19 protein-coding genes and 1 tRNA gene are annotated in these 20,476 nt (G+C 69.2%); 9 read left to right on the forward strand and 11 right to left on the reverse strand.

Going from position 1 to position 20,476, the window contains the following annotated elements:
• Positions 1–7: 7 nt before the first annotated feature.
• Entirely contained in the window at positions 8–2,083 is a 2,076-nt protein-coding gene (locus ACZ4AA_RS20725; RefSeq protein WP_467603972.1) for a serine/threonine-protein kinase, read from the reverse strand.
• Positions 2,084–2,209: 126 nt separating this feature from the next.
• A complete protein-coding gene (locus ACZ4AA_RS20730) occupies positions 2,210–2,758 on the reverse strand; it encodes a helix-turn-helix domain-containing protein (protein WP_358816853.1) in 549 nt (182 codons plus the stop codon).
• 181 nt (positions 2,759–2,939) lie between these two features.
• On the opposite strand from ACZ4AA_RS20730, the gene ACZ4AA_RS20735 reads away from it, so the two are divergent.
• Positions 2,940–3,012 (forward strand) — tRNA-Ala (locus tag ACZ4AA_RS20735).
• A gap of 494 nt (positions 3,013–3,506) precedes the next feature.
• Here ACZ4AA_RS20735 and ACZ4AA_RS20740 read toward each other — a convergent pair.
• Positions 3,507–4,208: a DUF5324 family protein gene (locus ACZ4AA_RS20740; protein ID WP_467603979.1), complete on the reverse strand. Its 702-nt coding sequence runs from the start codon at positions 4,206–4,208 to the stop codon at positions 3,507–3,509.
• A 473-nt stretch (positions 4,209–4,681) separates the two neighbouring features.
• Between ACZ4AA_RS20740 and ACZ4AA_RS20745 the strand changes: the two genes are divergently transcribed.
• Complete coding sequence (locus ACZ4AA_RS20745) at positions 4,682–5,215, forward strand: peptidylprolyl isomerase (protein WP_467603981.1); 534 nt, start codon at positions 4,682–4,684, stop codon at positions 5,213–5,215.
• 161 nt (positions 5,216–5,376) lie between these two features.
• Positions 5,377–6,288, forward strand: a complete 912-nt coding sequence (locus ACZ4AA_RS20750) for a rhomboid family intramembrane serine protease (RefSeq protein ID WP_467603985.1) — start codon at positions 5,377–5,379, stop codon at positions 6,286–6,288.
• Positions 6,289–6,601: 313 nt separating this feature from the next.
• Here the strand turns inward: ACZ4AA_RS20750 and crgA are convergent, their stop codons facing one another.
• On the reverse strand, positions 6,602–6,856 hold the full coding sequence (crgA, locus tag ACZ4AA_RS20755) for a cell division protein CrgA (RefSeq protein ID WP_451404542.1): 255 nt from the start codon (positions 6,854–6,856) through the stop codon (positions 6,602–6,604).
• A gap of 142 nt (positions 6,857–6,998) precedes the next feature.
• Here crgA and ACZ4AA_RS20760 point away from each other — a divergent pair, with 142 nt between their 5' ends.
• The 6 genes from ACZ4AA_RS20760 to ACZ4AA_RS20785 all read left to right on the forward strand — a co-directional run bounded on the left by ACZ4AA_RS20760 (position 6,999) and on the right by ACZ4AA_RS20785 (position 11,739).
• Positions 6,999–7,778, forward strand: a complete 780-nt coding sequence (locus ACZ4AA_RS20760; protein ID WP_467603994.1) for a DUF881 domain-containing protein — start codon at positions 6,999–7,001, stop codon at positions 7,776–7,778.
• Between the two features lie 67 nt (positions 7,779–7,845).
• Positions 7,846–8,571: a class E sortase gene (locus ACZ4AA_RS20765; RefSeq protein WP_467603999.1), complete on the forward strand. Its 726-nt coding sequence runs from the start codon at positions 7,846–7,848 to the stop codon at positions 8,569–8,571.
• Positions 8,572–8,602: 31 nt separating this feature from the next.
• Entirely contained in the window at positions 8,603–8,764 is a 162-nt protein-coding gene (locus tag ACZ4AA_RS20770; protein ID WP_467604001.1) for a hypothetical protein, read from the forward strand.
• Positions 8,761–9,399, forward strand: coding sequence for an aminodeoxychorismate/anthranilate synthase component II (locus tag ACZ4AA_RS20775; protein WP_467604004.1), 639 nt, complete (start codon positions 8,761–8,763; stop codon positions 9,397–9,399). Before ACZ4AA_RS20770 ends, ACZ4AA_RS20775 begins: the two co-directional genes overlap by 4 nt.
• 371 nt (positions 9,400–9,770) lie before the next feature.
• Entirely contained in the window at positions 9,771–10,892 is a 1,122-nt protein-coding gene (locus ACZ4AA_RS20780) for a class E sortase (RefSeq protein WP_467604375.1), read from the forward strand.
• Positions 10,893–10,977: 85 nt separating this feature from the next.
• Complete coding sequence (locus ACZ4AA_RS20785; RefSeq protein WP_467604007.1) at positions 10,978–11,739, forward strand: class E sortase; 762 nt, start codon at positions 10,978–10,980, stop codon at positions 11,737–11,739.
• Between the two features lie 131 nt (positions 11,740–11,870).
• Here the strand turns inward: ACZ4AA_RS20785 and pknB are convergent, their stop codons facing one another.
• From pknB to ACZ4AA_RS20820, 7 genes are all read right to left on the reverse strand, one after another.
• Positions 11,871–13,868 (reverse strand): Stk1 family PASTA domain-containing Ser/Thr kinase, encoded by a 1,998-nt coding sequence (gene pknB / locus ACZ4AA_RS20790; RefSeq protein WP_467604009.1) that lies wholly within the window; start codon positions 13,866–13,868, stop codon positions 11,871–11,873.
• Positions 13,869–14,038: 170 nt separating this feature from the next.
• Positions 14,039–15,520, reverse strand: coding sequence for a peptidoglycan D,D-transpeptidase FtsI family protein (locus ACZ4AA_RS20795; protein WP_467604012.1), 1,482 nt, complete (start codon positions 15,518–15,520; stop codon positions 14,039–14,041).
• A complete protein-coding gene (locus tag ACZ4AA_RS20800; RefSeq protein WP_467604017.1) occupies positions 15,517–16,953 on the reverse strand; it encodes an FtsW/RodA/SpoVE family cell cycle protein in 1,437 nt (478 codons plus the stop codon). The genes ACZ4AA_RS20795 and ACZ4AA_RS20800 overlap by 4 nt, the downstream gene beginning before the upstream one ends.
• A gap of 26 nt (positions 16,954–16,979) precedes the next feature.
• Positions 16,980–18,521, reverse strand: coding sequence for a Stp1/IreP family PP2C-type Ser/Thr phosphatase (locus ACZ4AA_RS20805; protein WP_467604023.1), 1,542 nt, complete (start codon positions 18,519–18,521; stop codon positions 16,980–16,982).
• Positions 18,522–18,641: 120 nt separating this feature from the next.
• The gene (locus ACZ4AA_RS20810; protein ID WP_037614909.1) at positions 18,642–19,163 is read right to left on the reverse strand and encodes an FHA domain-containing protein FhaB/FipA; all 522 of its coding nucleotides are present in this window, start codon (positions 19,161–19,163) and stop codon (positions 18,642–18,644) included.
• A 10-nt stretch (positions 19,164–19,173) separates the two neighbouring features.
• Positions 19,174–20,016, reverse strand: coding sequence for an FhaA domain-containing protein (locus ACZ4AA_RS20815; RefSeq protein WP_467604029.1), 843 nt, complete (start codon positions 20,014–20,016; stop codon positions 19,174–19,176).
• On the reverse strand, positions 20,004–20,129 hold the full coding sequence (locus ACZ4AA_RS20820) for a hypothetical protein (protein WP_467604033.1): 126 nt from the start codon (positions 20,127–20,129) through the stop codon (positions 20,004–20,006). The genes ACZ4AA_RS20815 and ACZ4AA_RS20820 overlap by 13 nt, the downstream gene beginning before the upstream one ends.
• Positions 20,130–20,476 lie beyond the last annotated feature (347 nt).

Below are 20,476 nucleotides of genomic sequence, written 5' to 3' on the forward strand. Positions count from 1 at the left end.
TCCGGGCTCAGACCTGGGTCAGTGCCCAGAACCCCACGGCGAAACAGGCCAGGGCCAGCAGCAGCACCGGCACCGCGACCACGGCGGGCGGCCCCGGACGCGGCCGTGCCCGCCTTCTCCGGTGTCTTGGGACGGCCGCGGTCCCGGGCGGAACCTGAACGGACCGGGCGGTGTACGTGGCGGTGGGGGCGTAGGTGTGCTGCGGCATCGCGGCAGGCGGGTGCGGGGACCGCTGGACGGAGGACGCGTACACGGGAAGGGGCGCCGTCGGGGGAGTCGGGGTCGGTGTCGGCGTCGGGTCGAAGGGCGGCGGGCCGAACGGAGCGGACGCCTGCGGGGAGAGGGGGAGTGCGGTGGGGGGAGTGGAGGGCTGCGGGTCGGACCAGGGCTCCTGCGGTGGCGGGCCTCCCGGGGACGCGGTCCGGTCGCCGGAAGGCCACGGCTGCGGCTGCCGTCGGGGGTCGGCGGCCGCCGGCCGCGGCGGAGGCAGATGGAAACTTCCGGTGTCCGACATCGAGGACGGCCGGGGGGCGATCCCGGGAGAGGGGTTCCGGGGGGTGCTGTCGGGTGCGACGGGAGACCGGAGGTCCTCGGGTAGGGGCCGGGCCGGAACGTCGTCGGGCACGGGCCGGGCCGGTGCGTCCTCGGATATGGGCCGAGCCGGTACCTCGTCGGGCACGGGCCGAGCCAGTACGTGGTCGGGGGCGGCCGGCGGTCGTAGGTGCTGGCGACCGGGATCGACCACCGCCTTCGCGTGGCCCGAGGGAGCCGGTGGGCCGGCGCCGGGGGGCGCCTGCCCTGCCGTGTCCTGGGCGGAACCCGGCTCCGCTCCGGAGGCAGGGGGCACCGGGACCGCGTTTCCGGTCACGGGGCCGCGATATGCGTCCCCGTTGTCGTCCCCCGTACCGGCTCCGGCGGCGCCCGGAGCATGCTGCAACTCGCTTTGCGGGCGCGGCTCGTTCGGACCCGGAACGGGCTCGGAGCCGGTTCCCTCGTCCGGCCCGGACGAGGAAGCCGATGCGGGGAGCACGCCCGCGCCAATGGAGCCAATGGAGCCAATGGAACCGCTGAAGCCGGAGGAATTACTGAAGCCGTCGGACCCGGAGCTCGGGTCGGCGCCCATCCCGGGGGCCGCGGCCGTCGTGTCAGGAAGTCCCCGGGACGACAGGGTCCGCGCACCCCCCGACGAGTCGGCTCCGGCTCCCAGGGGTCCTCTGGGGCCGAACCCCTCGGGCAGTGGACCGAGTTGGTCGAAAACCTCGATCAGCTCGTCGTCGGGGCCGGGCTCGGGCAGCAGCTCGACCGCCGCGGCGAGGGCCTTGCGCGCCCCGGTGGCGGTCCGGAAGCGCGCGTGCGGATCCGGCTGGAGCAGCATCGCCAGGACCTGCCACAGAGGCGCGGGTATGCCCACGGGCGCGGACGGCGTGCCGTGTTCGGCGAAGTACTCGATCAGCGCCTTGGCGTCGGGCTTGGAGCCTTCCAGCAGGTACAGGGCGACCAGACCGACGGCGAACAGGTCGGCGGGAAAATCGGGCTCGGAGCCCAGCATCTGCTCGGGCGCGAAGTAACCCGGCGTCCCCACCACGTAGTTGGTCTCGGTGAGCCGTGGTTCGCCCAGCCGCATGGCGATGCCGAAGTCGGACAGACGCAGCCGGGGCCGCCCCGTGCCCGTCGCTTCGAGCAGCACGTTGGCGGGCTTGATGTCCCGGTGGACCACCCCCTCCGCGTGCACGGCGGCCAGACCCGCGAGGAGCTGGTCGGTCAGGGTGCAGACGAACGAAGGGGGCAACGGGCCGTAGTCGTTGACCAGATGGACCAGGGAGCCCCCGGCGACCAGGTCCATCGTGAACAGGACCTTGTCGTCGTCGGCGGCCCAGCTGGCGGGAGCGAGCACATGGGGATGGTCGATCCGCAGCGCCTGTTCCCGCACGAACCGCAGCAGGGCGTGCGCGTCGCTCTGCTGGAGCACCTTGGCGGCCACATAGCGGCGCCGCCGGTGGTCCCAGGCGCGCCACACCGCACCGACTCCCCCGCGCCCGATCGGGTCGACCAGCTCGTACCGGCCTGCGAAGACCTCACCCATGGTCGTACGTCGCTCCCCTTCGGCGGTCGGTCCGGAGACCTCTTCCGAGGTGCCCGGCTGCATGACGTGCGGCGGCTGGAAGGTGTCCTTTCCTCCAGCGCCGGGCGGTCGGCGGCCGGGCTCGGCTCAGCTCTGGTGGGACTGGTAGTGCGCGACCGCGTCGGACGTACGGCCGGCACCGTAGACCCGGAGGAACTCTGCCAGTTCCGGGTGGGTCGGGGCGAGGGTGTCCGCCGCGTCGATGATGTCCCCGGCGGCCGCCACCGAACGCAGCAGGGACTGGATCTCGCGGACCACCCGCTTGACCGTGGGAGCTCCCGAACTGGTCGTGGACTGCGTGGTGTTGTTGAGCACCGATCCCCCCTGGGACTTCTTGATCTCGTCCATCCGCTCGGTCGCCTCGGCGGCGCTGACGCTTCCGTCGGCGACCTGGCCCGCCAGGTCCTGAAGAAGCTGGACGCGCTGGACCACGGCGGGATTGCCGATCTTGGCACGCTGACCGCTCATCAGCTGCGACAACATGGGCGCGGACAGACCCAGTACCCCGGCAAGACGCGCCTGGTTGAGCCCCAGGTCCTCTATGAGCCTACGAAAGAGCGCCCCCAGCGGCTCCCCGTACCAGTTCCGCTGAAGCTCCCGGGCTCTCGCGGTTGCTTCCTGCTGTGCGGCGTCCATTGCGTCTCCCCATCGCTTCCCCAAGTACCGCGGTTCGCGACAGCGAACCACGTCGAGCATCTTACGGAGAGTGGTCGTCCACGGGGACCCCCAATATTTTGCGAGATCCCCTGGGTGACCCGGTACTCTGGTCTGCGGCGCCCGTCGACAGATGGTTCCTGTGGTCGGACGCTCCTCTTACGGGGCCTTAGCTCAGTTGGTAGAGCGCTGTCTTTGCATGGCAGATGTCAGGGGTTCGACTCCCCTAGGCTCCACACCACGGAACCGGCCGGACGCCCATAGCGGCGACCGGCCGGTTTTCTCATGCCCTCACATCTGCGTGCGCTCCCCGGTTCCCCAGGCGGGGCGCCCCTCGGGCCGCACGGGACGAGTGCCGGGACATTCCGGTGACGTGAGTCACAGAGTCTGCTTTGCGGTCGTTGCAGTTCTTTGCGCAAATGGTGCGGCGGGCGCGCGTCCCCCGGGTGCGCTACGCCGGCGGCCGACGCGGTGCCGGAGCCGCGCCGGTGCTGCCAGGACCCTTGTCCGGGCTGCCACGCGGGCTGCCGGGTGACCGGTTCGACGCATTCCGTCAACAACATCTCCATGGATGCTGCACACGGCAACCGTTGCAAACGTCATCGCGAGCCGTGCGGGTAAATCCTCCGTCGAACGCTCGCGGTCCCGTGAAACGTTGTTCCACGTGAAACATCGCCGCGGGGCAGGAGACCCTCAAGTCTCCTGCCCCGCGGCGATGTTGAGTACCGGTTCAGCGGCGGTCGTCGTGCTCCGCCGCGCTCTCCTCGGCTTCCTTGACCTGGACCTCGGGGTCCAGATCGGGACGGCCGCTGCCGTCGACCGACGACAGGCGTCCTGCCTCGGGCACCTCGGTCGCGGCCGGGGGCTCGACGAGCCAGTCGGGGTTGGCCTGCTTGTCCCACCACTTCCAGGCGGCGAAAGCACCGCCCGCCAGGATCCCCAGGACGGCCAGCCCCTTCACGAGGCGGCCGGCCCTCGCCCGCCGCTCGTGCTTGCGGAGCAGCTTCTGGATCTCCCGCGGTGTGACCTGGCCGCGCAGGGCGGCGATGGCGGCCACACCGCGCGCGGCCGCCTCGTCCCGAACGGGCTGGGCCGCGGCCACGGCCTGCTCGATTCTCGGCCTGGAGTAGTCGGCGGCCTGGCGGGCGGCCTTGCGGGTGCGGATGGCCGTCTCCTGGGCGACCTCCTCGACCTTCGGCGGCACATGGGTACGGGCCTGCTCAAGGCGCGGCGCGAGATGGGCTTCGTACTGGACGCGGGCCTGTTCGGCGGCCTGCGACACCTTCGGCGCGAGCCGGACACGTGCTTCGGTCGCGTAGTACGAGGCCCTGTCCTTGGCCGTGTCGGCGTAAGGCGCCACCACTTCCGCGGCGTGCAGCACGCTGTCCTTCGCCGAGCCGGTCGCGGCGCGCACGCTGTCGATGCGGGTCACGGGTCTCCTCCTCCTCGGTGGCGTACGTCGGGGATACCAGGTACCCCCAAAGACACACAGTTCACCTTTCCACCCCTAGGGGGATCATGCCCGCCCAAGGGGTCCGGGGCATGTGAGGGCGGGCATCCGTGTCACGGGTGCCGACTCCCGGAGACTCCCGGGACGGAGCCGGTCAGGTGTCGATCAAGTGAGATAGCGGATCAATACGGGGCAACGGGAGCTTGCCGTCGACAATGCCACGGATCGCCCCTGCCCGCTCCCGTCCGACGCGACTCGATCGGATTTCCTTACGCACGGGGTTTCCTGCGTACGAGGTTCCGTACGTCCGGCCTTTCGCGCGCACAAGGTTCCGGACGGACGGCGATCTTTCCGGGCTGTCGTCCGTACGTGCGTCCGGAGGTGGCGCTCGGGGGTCGAGCGGTCCGGTCCGTGCGAGGATCAGGCCGTCAAGAGAAGGCAACGGAAGGCAGATCGTGGCCGAGCAGCTGTACGCCACCCTGAAGACCAACCAAGGCGACATCGAGATCCGGCTCCTGCCGAACCACGCGCCGAAGACGGTCCGGAACTTCGTCGAACTCGCCACGGGTGAGCGTGAGTGGGTCAACCCGGAGACGGGTGTGACGTCCATGGACAAGCTGTACGACGGCACGGTCTTCCACCGGGTGATCAGCGGCTTCATGATCCAGGGCGGTGACCCGCTGGGGAACGGCACCGGGGGCCCCGGCTACCAGTTCGAGGACGAGTTCCACCCGGACCTTCGCTTCGACAAGCCCTATCTGCTGGCCATGGCGAACGCCGGCCCGGCCACCAACGGCTCGCAGTTCTTCATCACCGTCGCCCCGACGGCCTGGCTGACCCGCAAGCACACCATCTTCGGTGAGATCACGGACGCGGCCGGCCAGAAGGTCGTGGACGCCATCGCCGGCGCCCCGACCAACCCGCGCACGGACCGCCCGGTCGACGACATCGTGATCGAGTCGGTCGTGGTCGAGACCCGCGAGCGCTGAGTCCGCGCCGGGATTTCGACGGACTCCGCTTCTCCGGGTCCGAAAGCATCCCGCAGGGAACCAAACGCCCCGTTCATCCGTAAGGATGGACGGGGCGGTGCGTTGCACCCGGACCCGCCGTGACCGCGTGCGAGCCGCCGTACGGAGATTGAGGGGACCCCATGGACCAGCAGCCGCCCGGCAGCCCGCAGGGACCGAGGGATCAGGGACCGCAGGACGCCCGGAGCCTGCCCGGCTGCTACCGGCACCCGGACCGCGAGGCAGGCGTGCGCTGCACCCGCTGCGAGCGTCCGATCTGCCCCGAGTGCATGGTCAGCGCCTCCGTCGGCTTCCAGTGCCCCGACTGCGTCCGCGGCGGCTCCGGCACGGGACACGCTCCGGCGGCCAGCCGGCCCCGCACGCTCGCGGGCGGCACCGTGGCGTCGGACCCCCGGCTGGTCACCAAGGTGCTGATCGGTCTCAACCTGGCCCTCTATCTCGTCCAGTTCTCGCTCGGCGACGCCTTCACCAACCGCTTCGACCTCTTCGGCCGTGCCGTGCTCTCCGGCGAGTTCCAAGGGGTGGCCGAAGGCCAGTGGTACCGCATGGTGACGTCGATGTTCCTGCACGGCAGCGTCATGCACATCCTGTTCAACATGGTCAGCCTGTGGTGGATCGGCGGCCCGCTGGAAGCCGCGCTCGGCCGCGCCCGGTACATCACCCTGTATTTCGTCTCCGGCCTCGCGGGCAGCGCGCTCTGCTATCTGCTCGCCAGCCCCTTGCAGCCGTCGCTCGGCGCCTCCGGCGCGATCTTCGGTCTGTTCGGTGCCACCGCGGTGCTGATGCGCCGCCTCAACTACGACATGCGTCCGGTCATCGGTCTGCTGGTGGTCAACCTGATCATCAGCTTCTCGCCCGGATTCAACATCGCCTGGCAGGCCCACGTCGGCGGTCTGATCGGTGGCGTGGTGGTGGGCTACGCGATGGTTCACGCTCCGCGTGAGCGGAGGAACCTCGTCCAGTACGGGGTCTCCGCGCTGGTGCTCGCCGCGGTGGTCGTCACGACGCTGCTCAGAACGGCACAGCTCACCTGAGAGACCGGGCTCGGCTCACCTGAGACCCCGTTCGGCTCACCTGAGAAGTGATGTTGTCCACAGATCGCCGCCGATCTTGTGCACCGTGTGCGGGAACAACTGTGCCCCCTGTCACTGACCCGAGTTTTCCCAGGTCGGACAGGGGGCGAACAGGTTTGCGGGGGCTTGCGGGCCGGTCACACCGGCGTCAACCGCGGATTAGTTATCCACAGATCGTCTTTCTTTTCCACCTGTGGACAAGTGTTGTGGATAACTCAGTGGGCAGCTGTGGGCAGAACTCGTGCCCACGGTGCTTCCATCCGGGCGAAGACGGTCACTTCCACTGTGTGGAGACGCCGAAACCGGCCGCGATGAAGCCGAAGCCGACCACGATGTTCCAGTTGTCGAGCGCGTCGATCGGCAGGGAGCCGTCCGTCACGTAGAAGACGACGATCCAGGCGAGCCCGATGAGGAACATGGCCAGCATGGCCGGTGCCACCCAGGTGTTGCTGTTCATCTTGATGGTGGTCGCCTGCTTCGCCGGGGGTGGCGTGTAGTCGGCCTTCTTGCGGATACGTGACTTCGGCACGAGGGTCTCTCCTGTCGATGCGCTGCGTGGCCGCGCAGGGAACTGGGGCGGGCTCCGGGGCAGCGTACAAGGGGAAACTGAGCGCTCCCCCGGGCGTCAGTTAGCGTAGTGCTTCCGCGGCGCCGAAGGAGATAAGGGTACGTTGAGCAATTCTGCCGACTCCCCCGGGACGAATCCCAGTCCTGGCGGTACGCACCGTTTCCGTCCGGTACGCGTCCTCACGGTGGCCGTCTTCGCCCTCGCGGGACTCATCTTCTTCACGAGCTTCGACACGGCCAAGGGGACGAACATCCGTACGGACTCGTCTCTGCTGAAGCTCTCCGACCTGATTCAGGAGCGCAGCCACAAGAACGCGACGCTGGATCAGTCCAACGGCGCCCTGCGCCGTGACGTGGACGGCCTCGCCGGCCGCGAGGACGGCAGCAGCGGCGCCGGGGACGCCCGGCTCGCGGCGCTGGAGAAGGACGCGGGCACCCAGAAGACCAAGGGCGAGGCGGTCACGGTCACGCTGAACGACGCCCCGCCCAACGCGACGGCGAAGCTGCCCGGCTACCCCGAGCCGCAGCCCGACTACCTGGTCATCCACCAGCAGGACCTCCAGGCGGTGGTGAACGCCCTGTGGCAGGGCGGCGCCAAGGGCATCAAGGTGATGGACCAGCGGCTGATCTCCACCAGCGCCGTGCGCTGCGTCGGCAACACCCTGATCCTCCAGGGCCGCGTCTACTCGCCCCCCTACAAGATCACCGCCATCGGAGACCCGGCCAAGCTCCAGAAGTCGCTCGCGGCCTCTCCGGCGATCCAGAACTACATGGTGTACGTCAACGTCTACGGGCTCGGCTGGAAAGTCGAGGAGAACGGGACGGTGACTCTTCCCGGCTACTCGGGCACAGTGGATCTGCACTACGCGAAGCCCGTGGAGTAGGCGCCGGACCTCGCGCAGCAGTGGGCGGAGCCTGTGGAGCCAGCCGTCGCCGGGGGGCCTTGTGTCGGTGCGCGTGGTCGTCAGGACGATCAGTGAGTTGTGCCTGACCGCGGGGGCCCTGATCGTGCTCTTCGTGGTCTACGTGTTGTTCTGGACCGGGGTCAAGGCCGACAGCGCGATGCACCACCAGATCGAAGTGCTCCAGAAACAGTGGTCGCAGGGCGCGGTGGCCCGGTCGCCGAAGCCACGCTCCGACTCCCCGGGAGCGTCGGGTCACGCCGCCGGAACGGCTCCCGCGAGCCCGAAGGCCCCCGGCCCCTACACGTACGGCGGCCCGCTCGCGGTCATGTACATCCCCCGTCTTGGTTTCACGTGGAACAAGCCCGTCCTCGAAGGCACGGCCACCCAGGTGCTGAAGCAGGGACTCGGCCACTACCGGGGGACCGCCCGGCTCGGCCAGGAGGGCAACTTCTCGGTCGCGGGTCACCGGCGCACGTACGGGGATCCCTTCAAGGACTTTCCCGAGCTCCGCAAGGGTGACGCGGTGGTGCTGACGGACGGAACCACCTGGTTCACGTATCGGATCGACAAAGGGCCCTACAAAACAGTGCCCTCCGACATTGAGGTGATCGACCCTGTGCCACGTAAGTCCGGGTACACGCGTCCGGGACGCTATCTCACGCTGACCACGTGCGATCCGGAGTGGGGGCACAGCCATCGGTTGATCGTGTGGGCACACCTTGATTCCACACAGCCTGTGGAGGCAGGGAAACCGACGGCTCTGCGCCGTTAGTCTGTTGGCGTACGGCTACGGAAGGGACGGCATGTACGGCTGGATCTGGCGGCATCTGCCGGGGAGCGTATGGGTGAGGGCGCTGCTCTCGCTCGTGCTCGTCCTGGCGGTGGTCTACGTGCTCTTCCAGTACGTCTTCCCGTGGGCCGAACCGCTGCTTCCCTTCAACGATGTGACGGTGGACAACCAGTGAGCACGCGCATCCTCGTCGTGGACAACTACGACAGCTTCGTCTTCAACCTGGTCCAGTACCTGTACCAGTTGGGCGCGGAGTGCGAGGTGCTGCGCAACGACGAGGTGTCGACCGCGCACGCCCAGGACGGTTTCGACGGCGTGCTCCTGTCCCCGGGGCCCGGCGCTCCCGAACAGGCCGGTGTCTGCATCGACATGGTCCGGCACTGCGCCGCGACCGGGGTCCCCGTCTTCGGTGTCTGCCTCGGGATGCAGTCGATGCAGGTGGCCTACGGGGGTGTGGTCGGCCGGGCGCCCGAGCTGCTGCACGGAAAGACCTCGCTCGTGGAGCACCAGGGCAAGGGCGTCTTCGCCGGACTGCCCTCGCCCTTCACGGCGACCCGCTACCACTCGCTGGCGGCCGAGCCGGAGACCGTCCCGGCCGAGCTGGAGGTCACCGCCCGAACGCACGACGGAATCGTCATGGGCCTCAGACACCGTGAACTTCCGGTCGAGGGCGTGCAGTTCCACCCGGAGTCGGTGCTGACCGAGCACGGCCACCGGATGCTCGCCAACTGGCTGCTCGAATGCGGTGACAAGGTGGCCGTGGCGAGGTCGGCGGGGCTCGCCCCGGTGGTGGGCAGGGCCACGGCGTGACCGCGCTGCGCCCCGAGCGCGACAGCTCCCCCTACGGCGGCGAGGCCGCGTACGGGGGCGCGGGCGCGTTCGAGGCGGCGGTCGGAGGACTCGCGGACCCGCTGACGGATCCGCTGCCCGGCCAGGGACACGCGCAGGGACAGGCGCAGGGAGTTCAGCAGCAGGGCTACGACCACGGCGGGTACGGACCCGACTGGTACGCCGCGCAGCAGCAGGCGGCCCGGATGCAGGCCGCGCACCTGCACGCGGCCCAGACGCAGGCCGCACAGGCCCAGGCCGCTCAGGCCCAAGCGGCTCAAGCGCAGGCCGCACAGGCGCAGGCGTACGCCGCCCAGGCCCAGGCGGCCCGGGCGCAGACTCCGACGCAGGCGATGCCGACCACCCCGGCGTCGGCACCCTCGTACGCGGACGACTACGAGCGGACGTACGCGCAGCCGTACGAGGAACCCGCGGCCGGCCACTACCGCGGACCGGCCGCCGCCCCGATGACCCCTCCCACCGCGGTGCGCATGGCGCCTCCGACGACCGCCGGCATGGCCGCCCCCGTGGCGGAACCGGTCCCGCCGGGACTGCCGTCGGACGACGCGACGGTCGCCCTGCGTCTTCCCGGCCCGTCCCCGAGGACGGAGCGCCGCGCGCGCGAGGCCGACGCAGGGAGCGGGCTCGCCTCCGGGGGCCGTGCGGCGCGCCGGAAGGCCGCCAGACGCCACGGGCGGCACGGCGGGCCACTGGACCCCCACGAGCCCCAGGAGACGGCTCAGGAGGCCGCTGGGAGCCCTCGGAGCCGGATGGACGCCCGGCGTGCGGCGCGGGCGTCGAAGCCCGGCGCGGCGGTCCTGGCGAGCCGGATGGTCGGCGAGGTGTTCATCACCACTGGTGTGCTGATGCTGCTGTTCGTCACCTATCAGCTGTGGTGGTCGAACGTGCGGGCGCACCAGCAGGCGGGCAGCGAGGCGAGCAGCCTTCAGCAGGACTGGGCGAACGGGAAGCGGAATCCGGGGACGTTCTCGCCCGGGCAGGGCTTCGCCATTCTGCACATCCCGAAGCTGGACGTGGTCGCGCCGATCGCGGAGGGCACCAGCAAGACGAACGTGCTCGACCGCGGCATGGTCGGGCACTACGGCGAGGCGCCCCTCAAGACGGCGATGCCGAACGCCAAGACGGGCAACTTCGCGCTCGCCGGGCACCGCAACACCCACGGCGAACCGTTCCGCTACATCAACCGCCTCAAGCCGGGCGACGAGATCGTCGTCGAGACGCAGGACGACTACTACGTCTACAAGATGACGTCGATCCTGCCGGAGACGAGTCCGTCGAACACGAGCGTGCTCGACCCGGTTCCCAAGGGTTCGGGTTTCACGGCGCCGGGCCGCTACATCACCTTGACCACCTGCACGCCGGAGTTCACCAGTAAGTACCGGATGATCGTCTGGGGCAAGATGGTCGAGGACCGGCCGCGCGGCAAGGGCAAGCCCGACGCGCTGATGGGCTGATGACGGACGCGGGCGCGAGGACGTGCCCGTGGGCGTCACGCGCACGAGAGACAACCTGAGACAGACCAGACGGGGCAGATGAACAGTGGCAGCGAGGACCGACCACGACGAACGCGCCGGATCGCAGGCCGGCTACGCGGCCCCTGGTGACGTGTCCGGCGGACGCCGGCGCATGGGATGGTTCGCGACGACGGTCAGCGTCTTCGGTGAACTCCTCATCACGGTGGGGCTGGTGCTCGGCCTGTTCGTCGTCTATTCGCTGTGGTGGACGAACGTCGTGGCCGACCGCGAGGCGCACAAGCAGGGGGACAAGGTCCGCGACCACTGGGCGCAGGCCCCGAGCGGTCCGGGCGCCCTGGACACCAAGGACGGCATCGGCTTCCTGCACGTCCCGGCGATGAAGAACGGCGAGGTGCTCGTCCAGAAGGGCACGGCGACGACGGTCCTCAACGAGGGTGTCGCCGGCTACTACACGGAGCCCGTCAAGGCGTCCCTGCCGATGACCGGCAAGGACGGCAACTTCACCCTCGCCGCCCACCGGGACGGCCACGGTGCCAAGTTCCACAACATCGACAAGATCGCCAAGGGTGACGCGATCGTCTTCGAGACCCGGGACAAGTGGTACGTCTACAAGGTCTTCGACATCCTCCCGGAGACCTCGAAGTACAACGTCACGGTGCTCCAGACGGTCCCGAAGCAGTCCGGCACGACCAAGCCCGGTCACTACATCACCCTGACGACCTGCACCCCGGTGTACACCTCCCGCTACCGCTACGTGGTGTGGGGCGAGCTGGAACGCGTCGACAAGGTCGACAACGCCCGGACACCGCCCAAGGAACTGCGCTAGCCCCCCGCCCGTCTCCACGGGGACGGGCCCCGGAGTGAGGGGTCCCACGGCAACGGGAAGGGCCCCGGCACTGTGAAGTGCCGGGGCCCTTTTCGCGGTCTGCCCGGGTGGGCGGTCGCCGGGGGCGGACGCTATCCGTTGTTCCCGCCGAAGAGGCCGCCGCCGCCGTTGTTGTTGCCGCCGTTGTTGCCGCCCAGCTTCACCGTCGTCAGCGTGACCGGGGTGTTGTCCGGGCTGCCGTTGGGCGCGCTGTTGGCCTGCGGGTCCTGGCCGATCACCCTGGCGTCGTCGCTTCCGTCGCTGCCCGGCTGGAACTGGATGTTGTTGTAGCCGGCACCCTGAAGGATCTGGCGTGCCTCGGCCACCGTCCTGCCGACGACACTCGGGACGGCCGTCTGCTGCTTGGCCTTGCCGATCTGGATCTGCACCGTGGAGCCGGGGTCCACCTGGGCGCCGATCTGCGGGGTCGTCTGGATGACCTTGCCGACCTGGTTCGGGTCGTCGGTGTCCGTGTCGACGCACTGACCGACGAGGTTGCTGGCCGTCATCTGCGCCTTGGCGTCGTCGCAGCCCTTGCCCGTCACGTCCGGCACGGTGGACTGCTTCTTCTCCTTGGCGACGGTCAGCGTGATGGTCGAACCCTTCTCCACCTCGTCACCGAGGCGCGGGTTCTGGTCCAGGACGGTGTTCGGGGCCTCCGTGGACTCCTCGAACTTCGTCTTCACGTTGAACTTGTACTTGTCGCCTTCGAGGAGCTCCGTCGCCTTGTCCAGGGTCTTGCCCGTGACGTTCGGTACGGCCACCTTCGGCGCCCCGGTGGACACGACCACACTGATCGTGTCGCCCTTCTTCACCGTCGAGCCCACGGGCGGGTCCTGCGAGCAGACGTTGCCCTTGGGTTCCTTGTCGCACGGCTTGCGGGTGGGGTCGAGTTTCAGCTCGCGGTTGTCCGCCATCTTCTGGGCGTCCGACAGCGTCTGGCTCACGAAGTTGGGCACCTCGAACGCCTCGCCGCCCGTGCCCTTGCCCGAGACGACGTACTTCCCGATCAGGATCGCGCCGATCAGCACCAGGACGCCCGCGACGACCAGGAGGATCGTCGAGGTGTTGTTCTTCTTCTGGCGACGGCGGTCCGGACGGTCGTCGTAGCCGTAGCCGCCGTCGTCCGGGTTCATCGGCGGCAGCATCGACGTGGCCTGGGCGTCCGAGGAGCGCAGGGCCGTGGTCGGCTGGTCGTCGCCGTAGCCTCCGTATCCGACCGAGCCCATGGCGGCGCTGGCCGCGACGGGCTGGCCGTCGAGGCAGGCCTCGATGTCGGCCCGCATCTCGTCGGCGGACTGGTAGCGGTAGTCCGGGTCCTTGACGAGGGCCCGCAGCACGATCGCGTCCATCTCGGGCGTGATCTCGGGGTCGAAGACCGACGGGGGCTGGGGCTCCTCGCGCACGTGCTGGTAGGCGACGGCCACCGGGGAGTCGCCCACGAAGGGCGGGCGCACCGTCAGCAGCTCGTACAGCAGGCAGCCGGTGGAGTAGAGGTCCGAGCGCGCGTCGACCTGTTCGCCCTTCGCCTGCTCGGGCGAGAGGTACTGGGCCGTGCCGATGACCGCGGCCGTCTGCGTCATCGTCATGCCGGAGTCGCCCATGGCGCGGGCGATGCCGAAGTCCATGACCTTGACCTGGCCGTTGCGCGTCAGCATGACGTTCGCGGGCTTGATGTCGCGGTGGACGATGCCGGCGCGGTGCGAGTACTCCAGGGCCTGGAGGATGCCGATCGTCATCTCCATGGACCGCTCGGGGAGCAGTCTGCGGCCCGAGTGCAGCAGTTCGCGCAGCGTGGACCCGTCGACGTACTCCATCACGATGTACGGGATGGAGGTGTTGTCGATGTAGTCCTCACCCGTGTCGTAGACGGCGACGATCGCGGGGTGGTTGAGCGATGCGGCCGACTGGGCCTCCCGGCGGAACCGGGCCTGGAACGACGGGTCGCGTGCGAGGTCGGCCCGCAGCGTCTTCACCGCTACGGTACGGCCGAGCCGGGTGTCATGCGCGAGGTAGACCTCCGCCATGCCACCACGGCCGAGCACGTGGCCCAGCTCGTACCGGCCGCCGAGGCGACGCGGCTCTTCCATAGCTACCTACCAGCCCTCTCCGTCGGTCCCGACCGCACCTTTGTGTGGTCCGGCGGTGTGCTGTCCGGGCATACCGTACCCGGATCGCTTCCTGTGACCTGGCCTAGACCGTCACCCGTGACAGGACCGGTATCGCAACGTGCACCGATGTGATGGGGACGTGATCGGGGTCACTTCTTACTGTCGATGACTGCCTTCATCACGTCCCTCGCGATGGGGGCGGCCAGACCGCCACCGGAGATGTCGCCGCGGTTGGCGCTGCCGTCCTCGACGACCACCGCGACGGCGACCGGGGAGCTGCCGTCGGGGAGCTTGGCGTACGAGATGAACCACGCGTACGGCTTCTCGCTGTTGGCGACACCGTGCTGGGCGGTACCCGTCTTGCCACCCACGGTGACATTGGGGATCTGCCCGTTCTTACCCGTGCCCTCCTTGACGACCGTCTCCATCATCGACTGAAGGATCTGGGCGTTGGCCTCGGAGAGCGGCTGGCTGAGCTTCTCGGGCTCGGTCTGGGAGACGACGTCCAGGTTGGGTGCCTGGAGCTTGTCGACCATGTAGGGCTTCATGAGCGTGCCGTTGTTCGCGACGGCGGACGCCACCATGGCCATCTGGAGCGGGGTCGCGGCGGTCTCGAACTGGCCGATGGAGCTGAGCGCGGTCTGCGGCTGGTCCATCTTCTTGGGGAAGACGGAGGCGTTGGAGCGGACCGGGGTGAGCTGTTCGGAGTTGAAGCCGAACTTCTCGGCCTCCGCCAGCATCTTGTCCTTGCCGAGGTCGGCTCCGATCTTGCCGAAGACCGTGTTGCACGAGAAGCGGAGGGCGATCCGCATGCTCGCGTTCTTGCAGGGGATGTTCCCCTCGTTCTTCAGCTCCGTGGTGGTGTGCGGCAGGGTGTACGGCAGCGGGGTGGTGGTGTGCTGGTCCGCCGTGCTGTACAGGCCGTTCTCCAGCGCCGCGGCCGCGGTGACCACCTTGAAGGTGGAGCCGGGCGGGTAGGTCTCGCGCAGCGCCCGGTTGAGCATCGGGTCGTCGGGGTCGTTCTTCTTCTGGAGCTTGTTCCAGGCCTTCGCGTCGGCATCGGAGTTGCCGGCGAAGGACGAGGGGTCGTACGACGGGGTGGAGGCCAGCGCCAGGATCGCGCCGGTCTGCGGGTTGATCGCGGCGACGGCGCCCTTGCCCCGGCTCAGCAGGCCCTTGTAGGCGGCCTTCTGCGCGGCGGCGTTGAGGGTGGTGACGACGTTGCCGCCCTGCTTCCCCTTGCCCGTGATCATGTCGAGGGTGTTGCGGAAGAAGAGCCGGTCGTCGTTGCCGGTGAGGATGCCGTCGTCCAGCTTCTCCAGCTGTGAGGCGTCGAAGGCCTGCGAGGCGTACCCGGTGACCGGCGCCCACATGGCGCCGTCCTTGTAGGTGCGCTTGTAGACGAAGTCGCTGATGCCGGTCTTCTTCGACTTGGCGGCCCCGGTGACCGGGTTGCCGTCGACGATGATGTCGCCGCGCGGGGTCGCGTACCGCTCGATGGCCACGCGGCGGTTGTTCGAGTCGGTCCGCAGGCCGTCCGCCTGGACGTACTGGACGTAGTTGTCGCGCAGGAGCAGGGCGAGGACGAGGAGCCCGCAGAAGATCGCGATCCGGCGCAGGGGCTTGTTCACGGGCGGACCACCTGGGTCATCTCGGCGTCGGGGCTGGGGGCGGGCGCGGGCGCCGGGCGGCGGGCGGTGTCGCTGATGCGGATCAGGATGCCCATCAGCGCCCAGTTGGCGATGACGGAGGAGCCGCCGTAGGCGACGAACGGCATCGTCATACCGGTCAGCGGGATCAGTCCCATGACGCCGCCCGCAACGACGAAGACCTGGAGCGCGAAGCCGCCGGAGAGACCCACGGCGAGGAGCTTGCCGAAGGGGTCGCGGGCGGCGAGCGCGGTGCGGATGCCGCGTTCCACGATCAGGCCGTAGATGACCAGGATGCCCATGATCCCGGCGAGACCCAGTTCCTCGCCGAAGCTGGCGAGGATGAAGTCGGAGTTGGCGGCGAAGCGGATGAGCTCGGAGTGGCCCTGGCCCCATCCGGTGCCGAGCGTGCCGCCGGAGCCGAAGGCCCACAGTGCCTGCATGGACTGCTCGGTGTGACCGGGGACGCCCTGACGGCTCTGCATGAACTCGTGCATCGGGTCGAGCCAGGCCTGGACACGCTGCTGGACGTGCGTCTCGAACGTCGCCACACCGACCGCGCCGGCCGCGGACATCAGCAGACCGAAGACGATCCAGCTGGTCCGCTCGGTGGCGACGTACAGCATGATGATGAACATTCCGAAGAACAGCAGCGACGTACCGAGGTCGGTCTCGAACACCAGGATGAGGATCGAGATGAACCAGACCACGAGGATCGGGCCGAGGTCGCGACCGCGGGGCAGGTAGAGACCCATGAAGCGGCGGCTGGCGAGGGCGAGCGCGTCCCGCTTCACCATCAGGTAGCCGGCGAAGAAGATCGCCAGGACGATCTTGGCGAACTCACCGGGCTGGATGGAGAAGCTGCCGATGTGGATCCAGATCTTGGCGCCGTAGATGTTGGCGCCGAGGCCCGGCACGAGCGGCAGGAGCAGCAGCACCAGGGCGCCGACCATGGAGATGTAGGTGTAGCGCTGAAGGACGCGGTGGTCCTTCAGGAAGAACAGCACGCCGACGAACAGGGCGATGCCCAGGGCCGTGTACATCAGTTGGCGGGGCGCGGCGGTGCCGGCCTGCTGGATCGACTGGAGCAGCTTGGACTGGTCGAGCCGCCAGATCATCACCAGCCCGAGGCCGTTCAGCAGCGTGGCCAGCGGCAGCAGCAGCGGGTCCGCGTACGGAGCGAACTTGCGTACCGCGAGATGGGCGACGCCGGCCAGCAGGCCGAGGCCCAGGCCGTAACTCAGCAGGCCGGTGGGCACCTTGTCGTCGATGGCGAGGCCCACGTTGGCGTAGGCGAACACCGGGATGACAACGGCGAACACCAGCAAGGCCAGTTCGGTGTTGCGTCGGCTCGGTGTGCCGATCGATCCGATCGTGGACGTGTGGTGCGTCGGCGTGTTCGTACTACTGCTCATCGTGTGACAGGGCCCCTCACGGCTTCTTACTGCTTACCGCACAGCGAGACCAGCTTCTGCTCCTCGTCGGAGAGGCTGGGGCCGGGTGTGGGAGTGGGTGCGGTCGTGGACTGGGAGGTCGAGGGTGCCGGGCTCGACGGGTTCGGGCTCGGGCTGGACGTGGCCTTGGACGTCAGGGAGGCCTTTGTGGTTCCCGTGGTTCCGGTGGCCTTGGTCGCGCTGGGCTTCGCGCTGTTCTGGCTCTCGACCGTGCGGCGCTGGGCTTCCTTGCGGCAGGCGGAGGCCTGCACGGCGAGTTCGTCGATCTTCGCCTGGGCGTCGGACAGGCCGCCTTCGGCGATGGTCGCCTTGACCTGCTTCTGCTGATAGGGCGGAAGGTACTTGAGTTCGATCTCGGGGTGGTTCTTCTCCACCTTCGAGAGCGAGACCCAGGCCAGGTCCTGGCTGATGCCGCGGTAGAGCGCGACGTGCTCGTCCTGGGCGCCGACGTAGTACTGCGTCTGCGTCCAGCGGTAACCGCCGTACAGGCCGCCGCCGATGACGGCGAGCGTCAGGACGATGTAGAAGGATCGCTTCAGCCACCTGCGTCCGCTGCGCGGCTTGACGAAGTCCTCGTCGCTGTAGTCGCCGAAGCTGCCGTTGGAGACGTAGCCGGTGGTGTCGCCGCTGCCGGGCGGGCCGAACTCGCCGCCGCCGCCCTGTCCGGGCACGGGCCGGCCGAGACCGGAGGCGCGGCCCGCGGGGGTCTGCATGGCGCCGTTGTCGTGCAGCTGGAGCTGGTTCTCGGCGACCGCGCCGACCACGACGGGGGTGTCGGAGAGCTGTGCCGCGAGGGTGTCGCCGGAGTCGATGTCGAGGACGTCGGCCACGATGACAGTGATGTTGTCCGGGCCGCCGCCGCGCAGCGCGAGCTGGATGAGCTCCTGCACGGTCTCCTGCGGGCCCTGGTAGCTGGCGAGGGTGTCTTCCATCGTCTGGTGGGAGACGACGCCGCTGAGGCCGTCGGAGCAGATCAGATAGCGGTCGCCGGCGCGGACCTCGCGGATCGAGAGGTCGGGTTCGACGTGGTCGCCACTGCCCAGCGCGCGCATCAGCAGGGAGCGCTGCGGGTGGGTGGTGGCCTCCTCCTCGGTGATGCGGCCCTCGTCGACGAGGCGCTGCACCCAGGTGTGGTCCTGGGTGATCTGCGTCAGCACGCCGTCCCGCAGCAGATACGCGCGGGAGTCGCCGACGTGGACGAGACCGAGGCGCTGGCCGGTCCACAGCAGGGCGGTGAGCGTGGTGCCCATGCCCTCGAGCTGCGGGTCCTCCTCGACCATCATCCGGAGCTGGTCGTTGGCACGCTGCACGGCGGTGCCGAGCGAGGTGAGGATGTCGGATCCGGGTACGTCGTCGTCGAGCGCGACGATGGTGGAGATCACCTCGGAACTGGCGACCTCACCGGCGGCCTGGCCGCCCATCCCGTCGGCGATCGCGAGCAGGCGGGGACCGGCGTAGCCCGAGTCCTCGTTGCCCTCGCGGATCATGCCTTTGTGCGATCCGGCGGCGAAGCGCAGTGACAGACTCATGCGCACCTCGCCCGTCGGCTCCGGGTACATCCGCACGGTGCCCACCCTCCGGTCGGGAGCGCGCCGGGGTCCCTTGTGTGGACCGCCGCTGCGTGCTCGCTCCGCTCGCTCATTGTCGTACTACTTCCGCAGCTCGATGACGGTCTTGCCGATGCGGATCGGCGCGCCCAGCGGAACGGGCGTCGGGGTCGTCAGCCGGCTCCGGTCGAGATACGTGCCGTTGGTGGAGCCGAGGTCCTCGACGATCCACTGGCCGTCCCGGTCGGGGTAGATCCTGGCATGCCGGCTGGACGCGTAGTCGTCGTCCAGCACGATGGTGCTGTCGTGCGCCCGGCCCAGGGTGATGGTCTGTCCCTGGAGCGCGACGGTGGTTCCCGTGAGGGTGCCCTCCGAGACGACCAGCTTCGATGGTGCGCCGCGGCGCTGCCGGCCACCGCTCGCGGGCGCCTGTTGTTGGCGCTGCTGCGGAGGCGCGGCCTGTCGCGCGGCCTGCTGGGGCCTCGCGGCTTCCCTGCGCGAGCCGCGCTGTGTGACACGCGTTCCGAACAGGTCGCTGCGGATGACCTGCACGGCCACGATCACGAACAGCCACAGTACGGCCAGGAAACCCAGCCGCATGACCGTGAGGGTCAGCTCTGACATTGCCCCCGCTTCACCCTTCGGCTTGCCGGTAAATGATGGTGGTGCTGCCCACGACGATCCGCGAGCCGTCGCGGAGCGTAGCGCGGGTTGTGTGCTGCCCGTCCACCACGATGCCGTTGGTGGACCCGAGATCCTGGATCGTCGAGGGCGTTCCGGTCCGGATCTCACAGTGCCGGCGCGATACGCCGGGGTCGTCGATCCGCACGTCGGCTTCGGTGCTGCGGCCCAGCACGAGCGTCGGGCGGGAGATCTGGTGGCGTGAGCCGTTGATCTCGACCCAGTGCCGCATGCGGCCGCCCGCCGCGGGACCGGCCGGGGGCCGGGCACCCGCGGGTGCCATGCCCGGACGGCCGCCGGGAGGCGGCGCGGACGGCATGGGGGGAGCGGCCGAGGGAGGGTAGCCGTAGCCACCCTGTGCTCCGCGGGGGGCCGCCGGGGCGGGGCCCGCGGGGGCGCGCTCGGGAGACTGCTGGTTGGCGGAGGAGGCGAGCGTACGGCTGCGGACCCGGTACAGGCCGGTGTCGAGGTCGTCCGCCTTCTCCAGATGGACCTTGATGGGGCCCATGAAGGTGTAGCGCTGCTGCTTGGCGTAGTCGCGGACCATCCCGGCGAGCTCGTCGCCGAGCTGGCCGGAGTAGGGGCTGAGCCGCTCGAAGTCGGGCGTGCTCAGTTCGACGATGAAGTCGTTGGGGACGACGGTCCGGTCGCGGTTCCAGATCGTGGCGTTGTTGTCGCACTCGCGCTGGAGCGCTCCGGCGATCTCCACGGGCTGGACCTCGGACTTGAACACCTTGGCGAAGGTGCCGTTGACCAGACCTTCGAGACGCTGCTCGAACTTCTTCAGGACTCCCATGGGGCACCTCCTCCGTCGTTGCCGTCCTGGTACAGCTTGCTGTCGTCTTCGTGGCCCTGCTGGACCAGCCGGCCCGGTCGGCCTTGCTGGTACTGCTTACTGATCGTATCCACGCGTCGGGAAATCGGCTGGTTCCCCCTGTCGGCACGGTCGACGGGTTGTCGACACCTTCCGAAGTCCCCTCCCGAAGTTCCCTGAGAGGCCCCTCTTCGAACTCTTCCCGGCACTGCTTCTGCCATGGATCGTAGAGGCGCCCCACGACCAGTGTCCCGCACCTGACTGTGCGGTCGGTCCGACTCCTGTGGAGATGCGCCGGACCGGTACGAGGTTGATACGTGAACAGGTTCTGTCCGAAACGTGTGACGCGCGAGGGGCCGCTGGTGGGGAGGCCGTCGGCCGGGGGACGCGGAGCGGCTCGGGCCCGGAGGCCGGGCGGGGCAAGGGCGCGGGGCCCGCGGAT

Source organism: Streptomyces sp. NPDC024698, assembly GCF_055559015.1.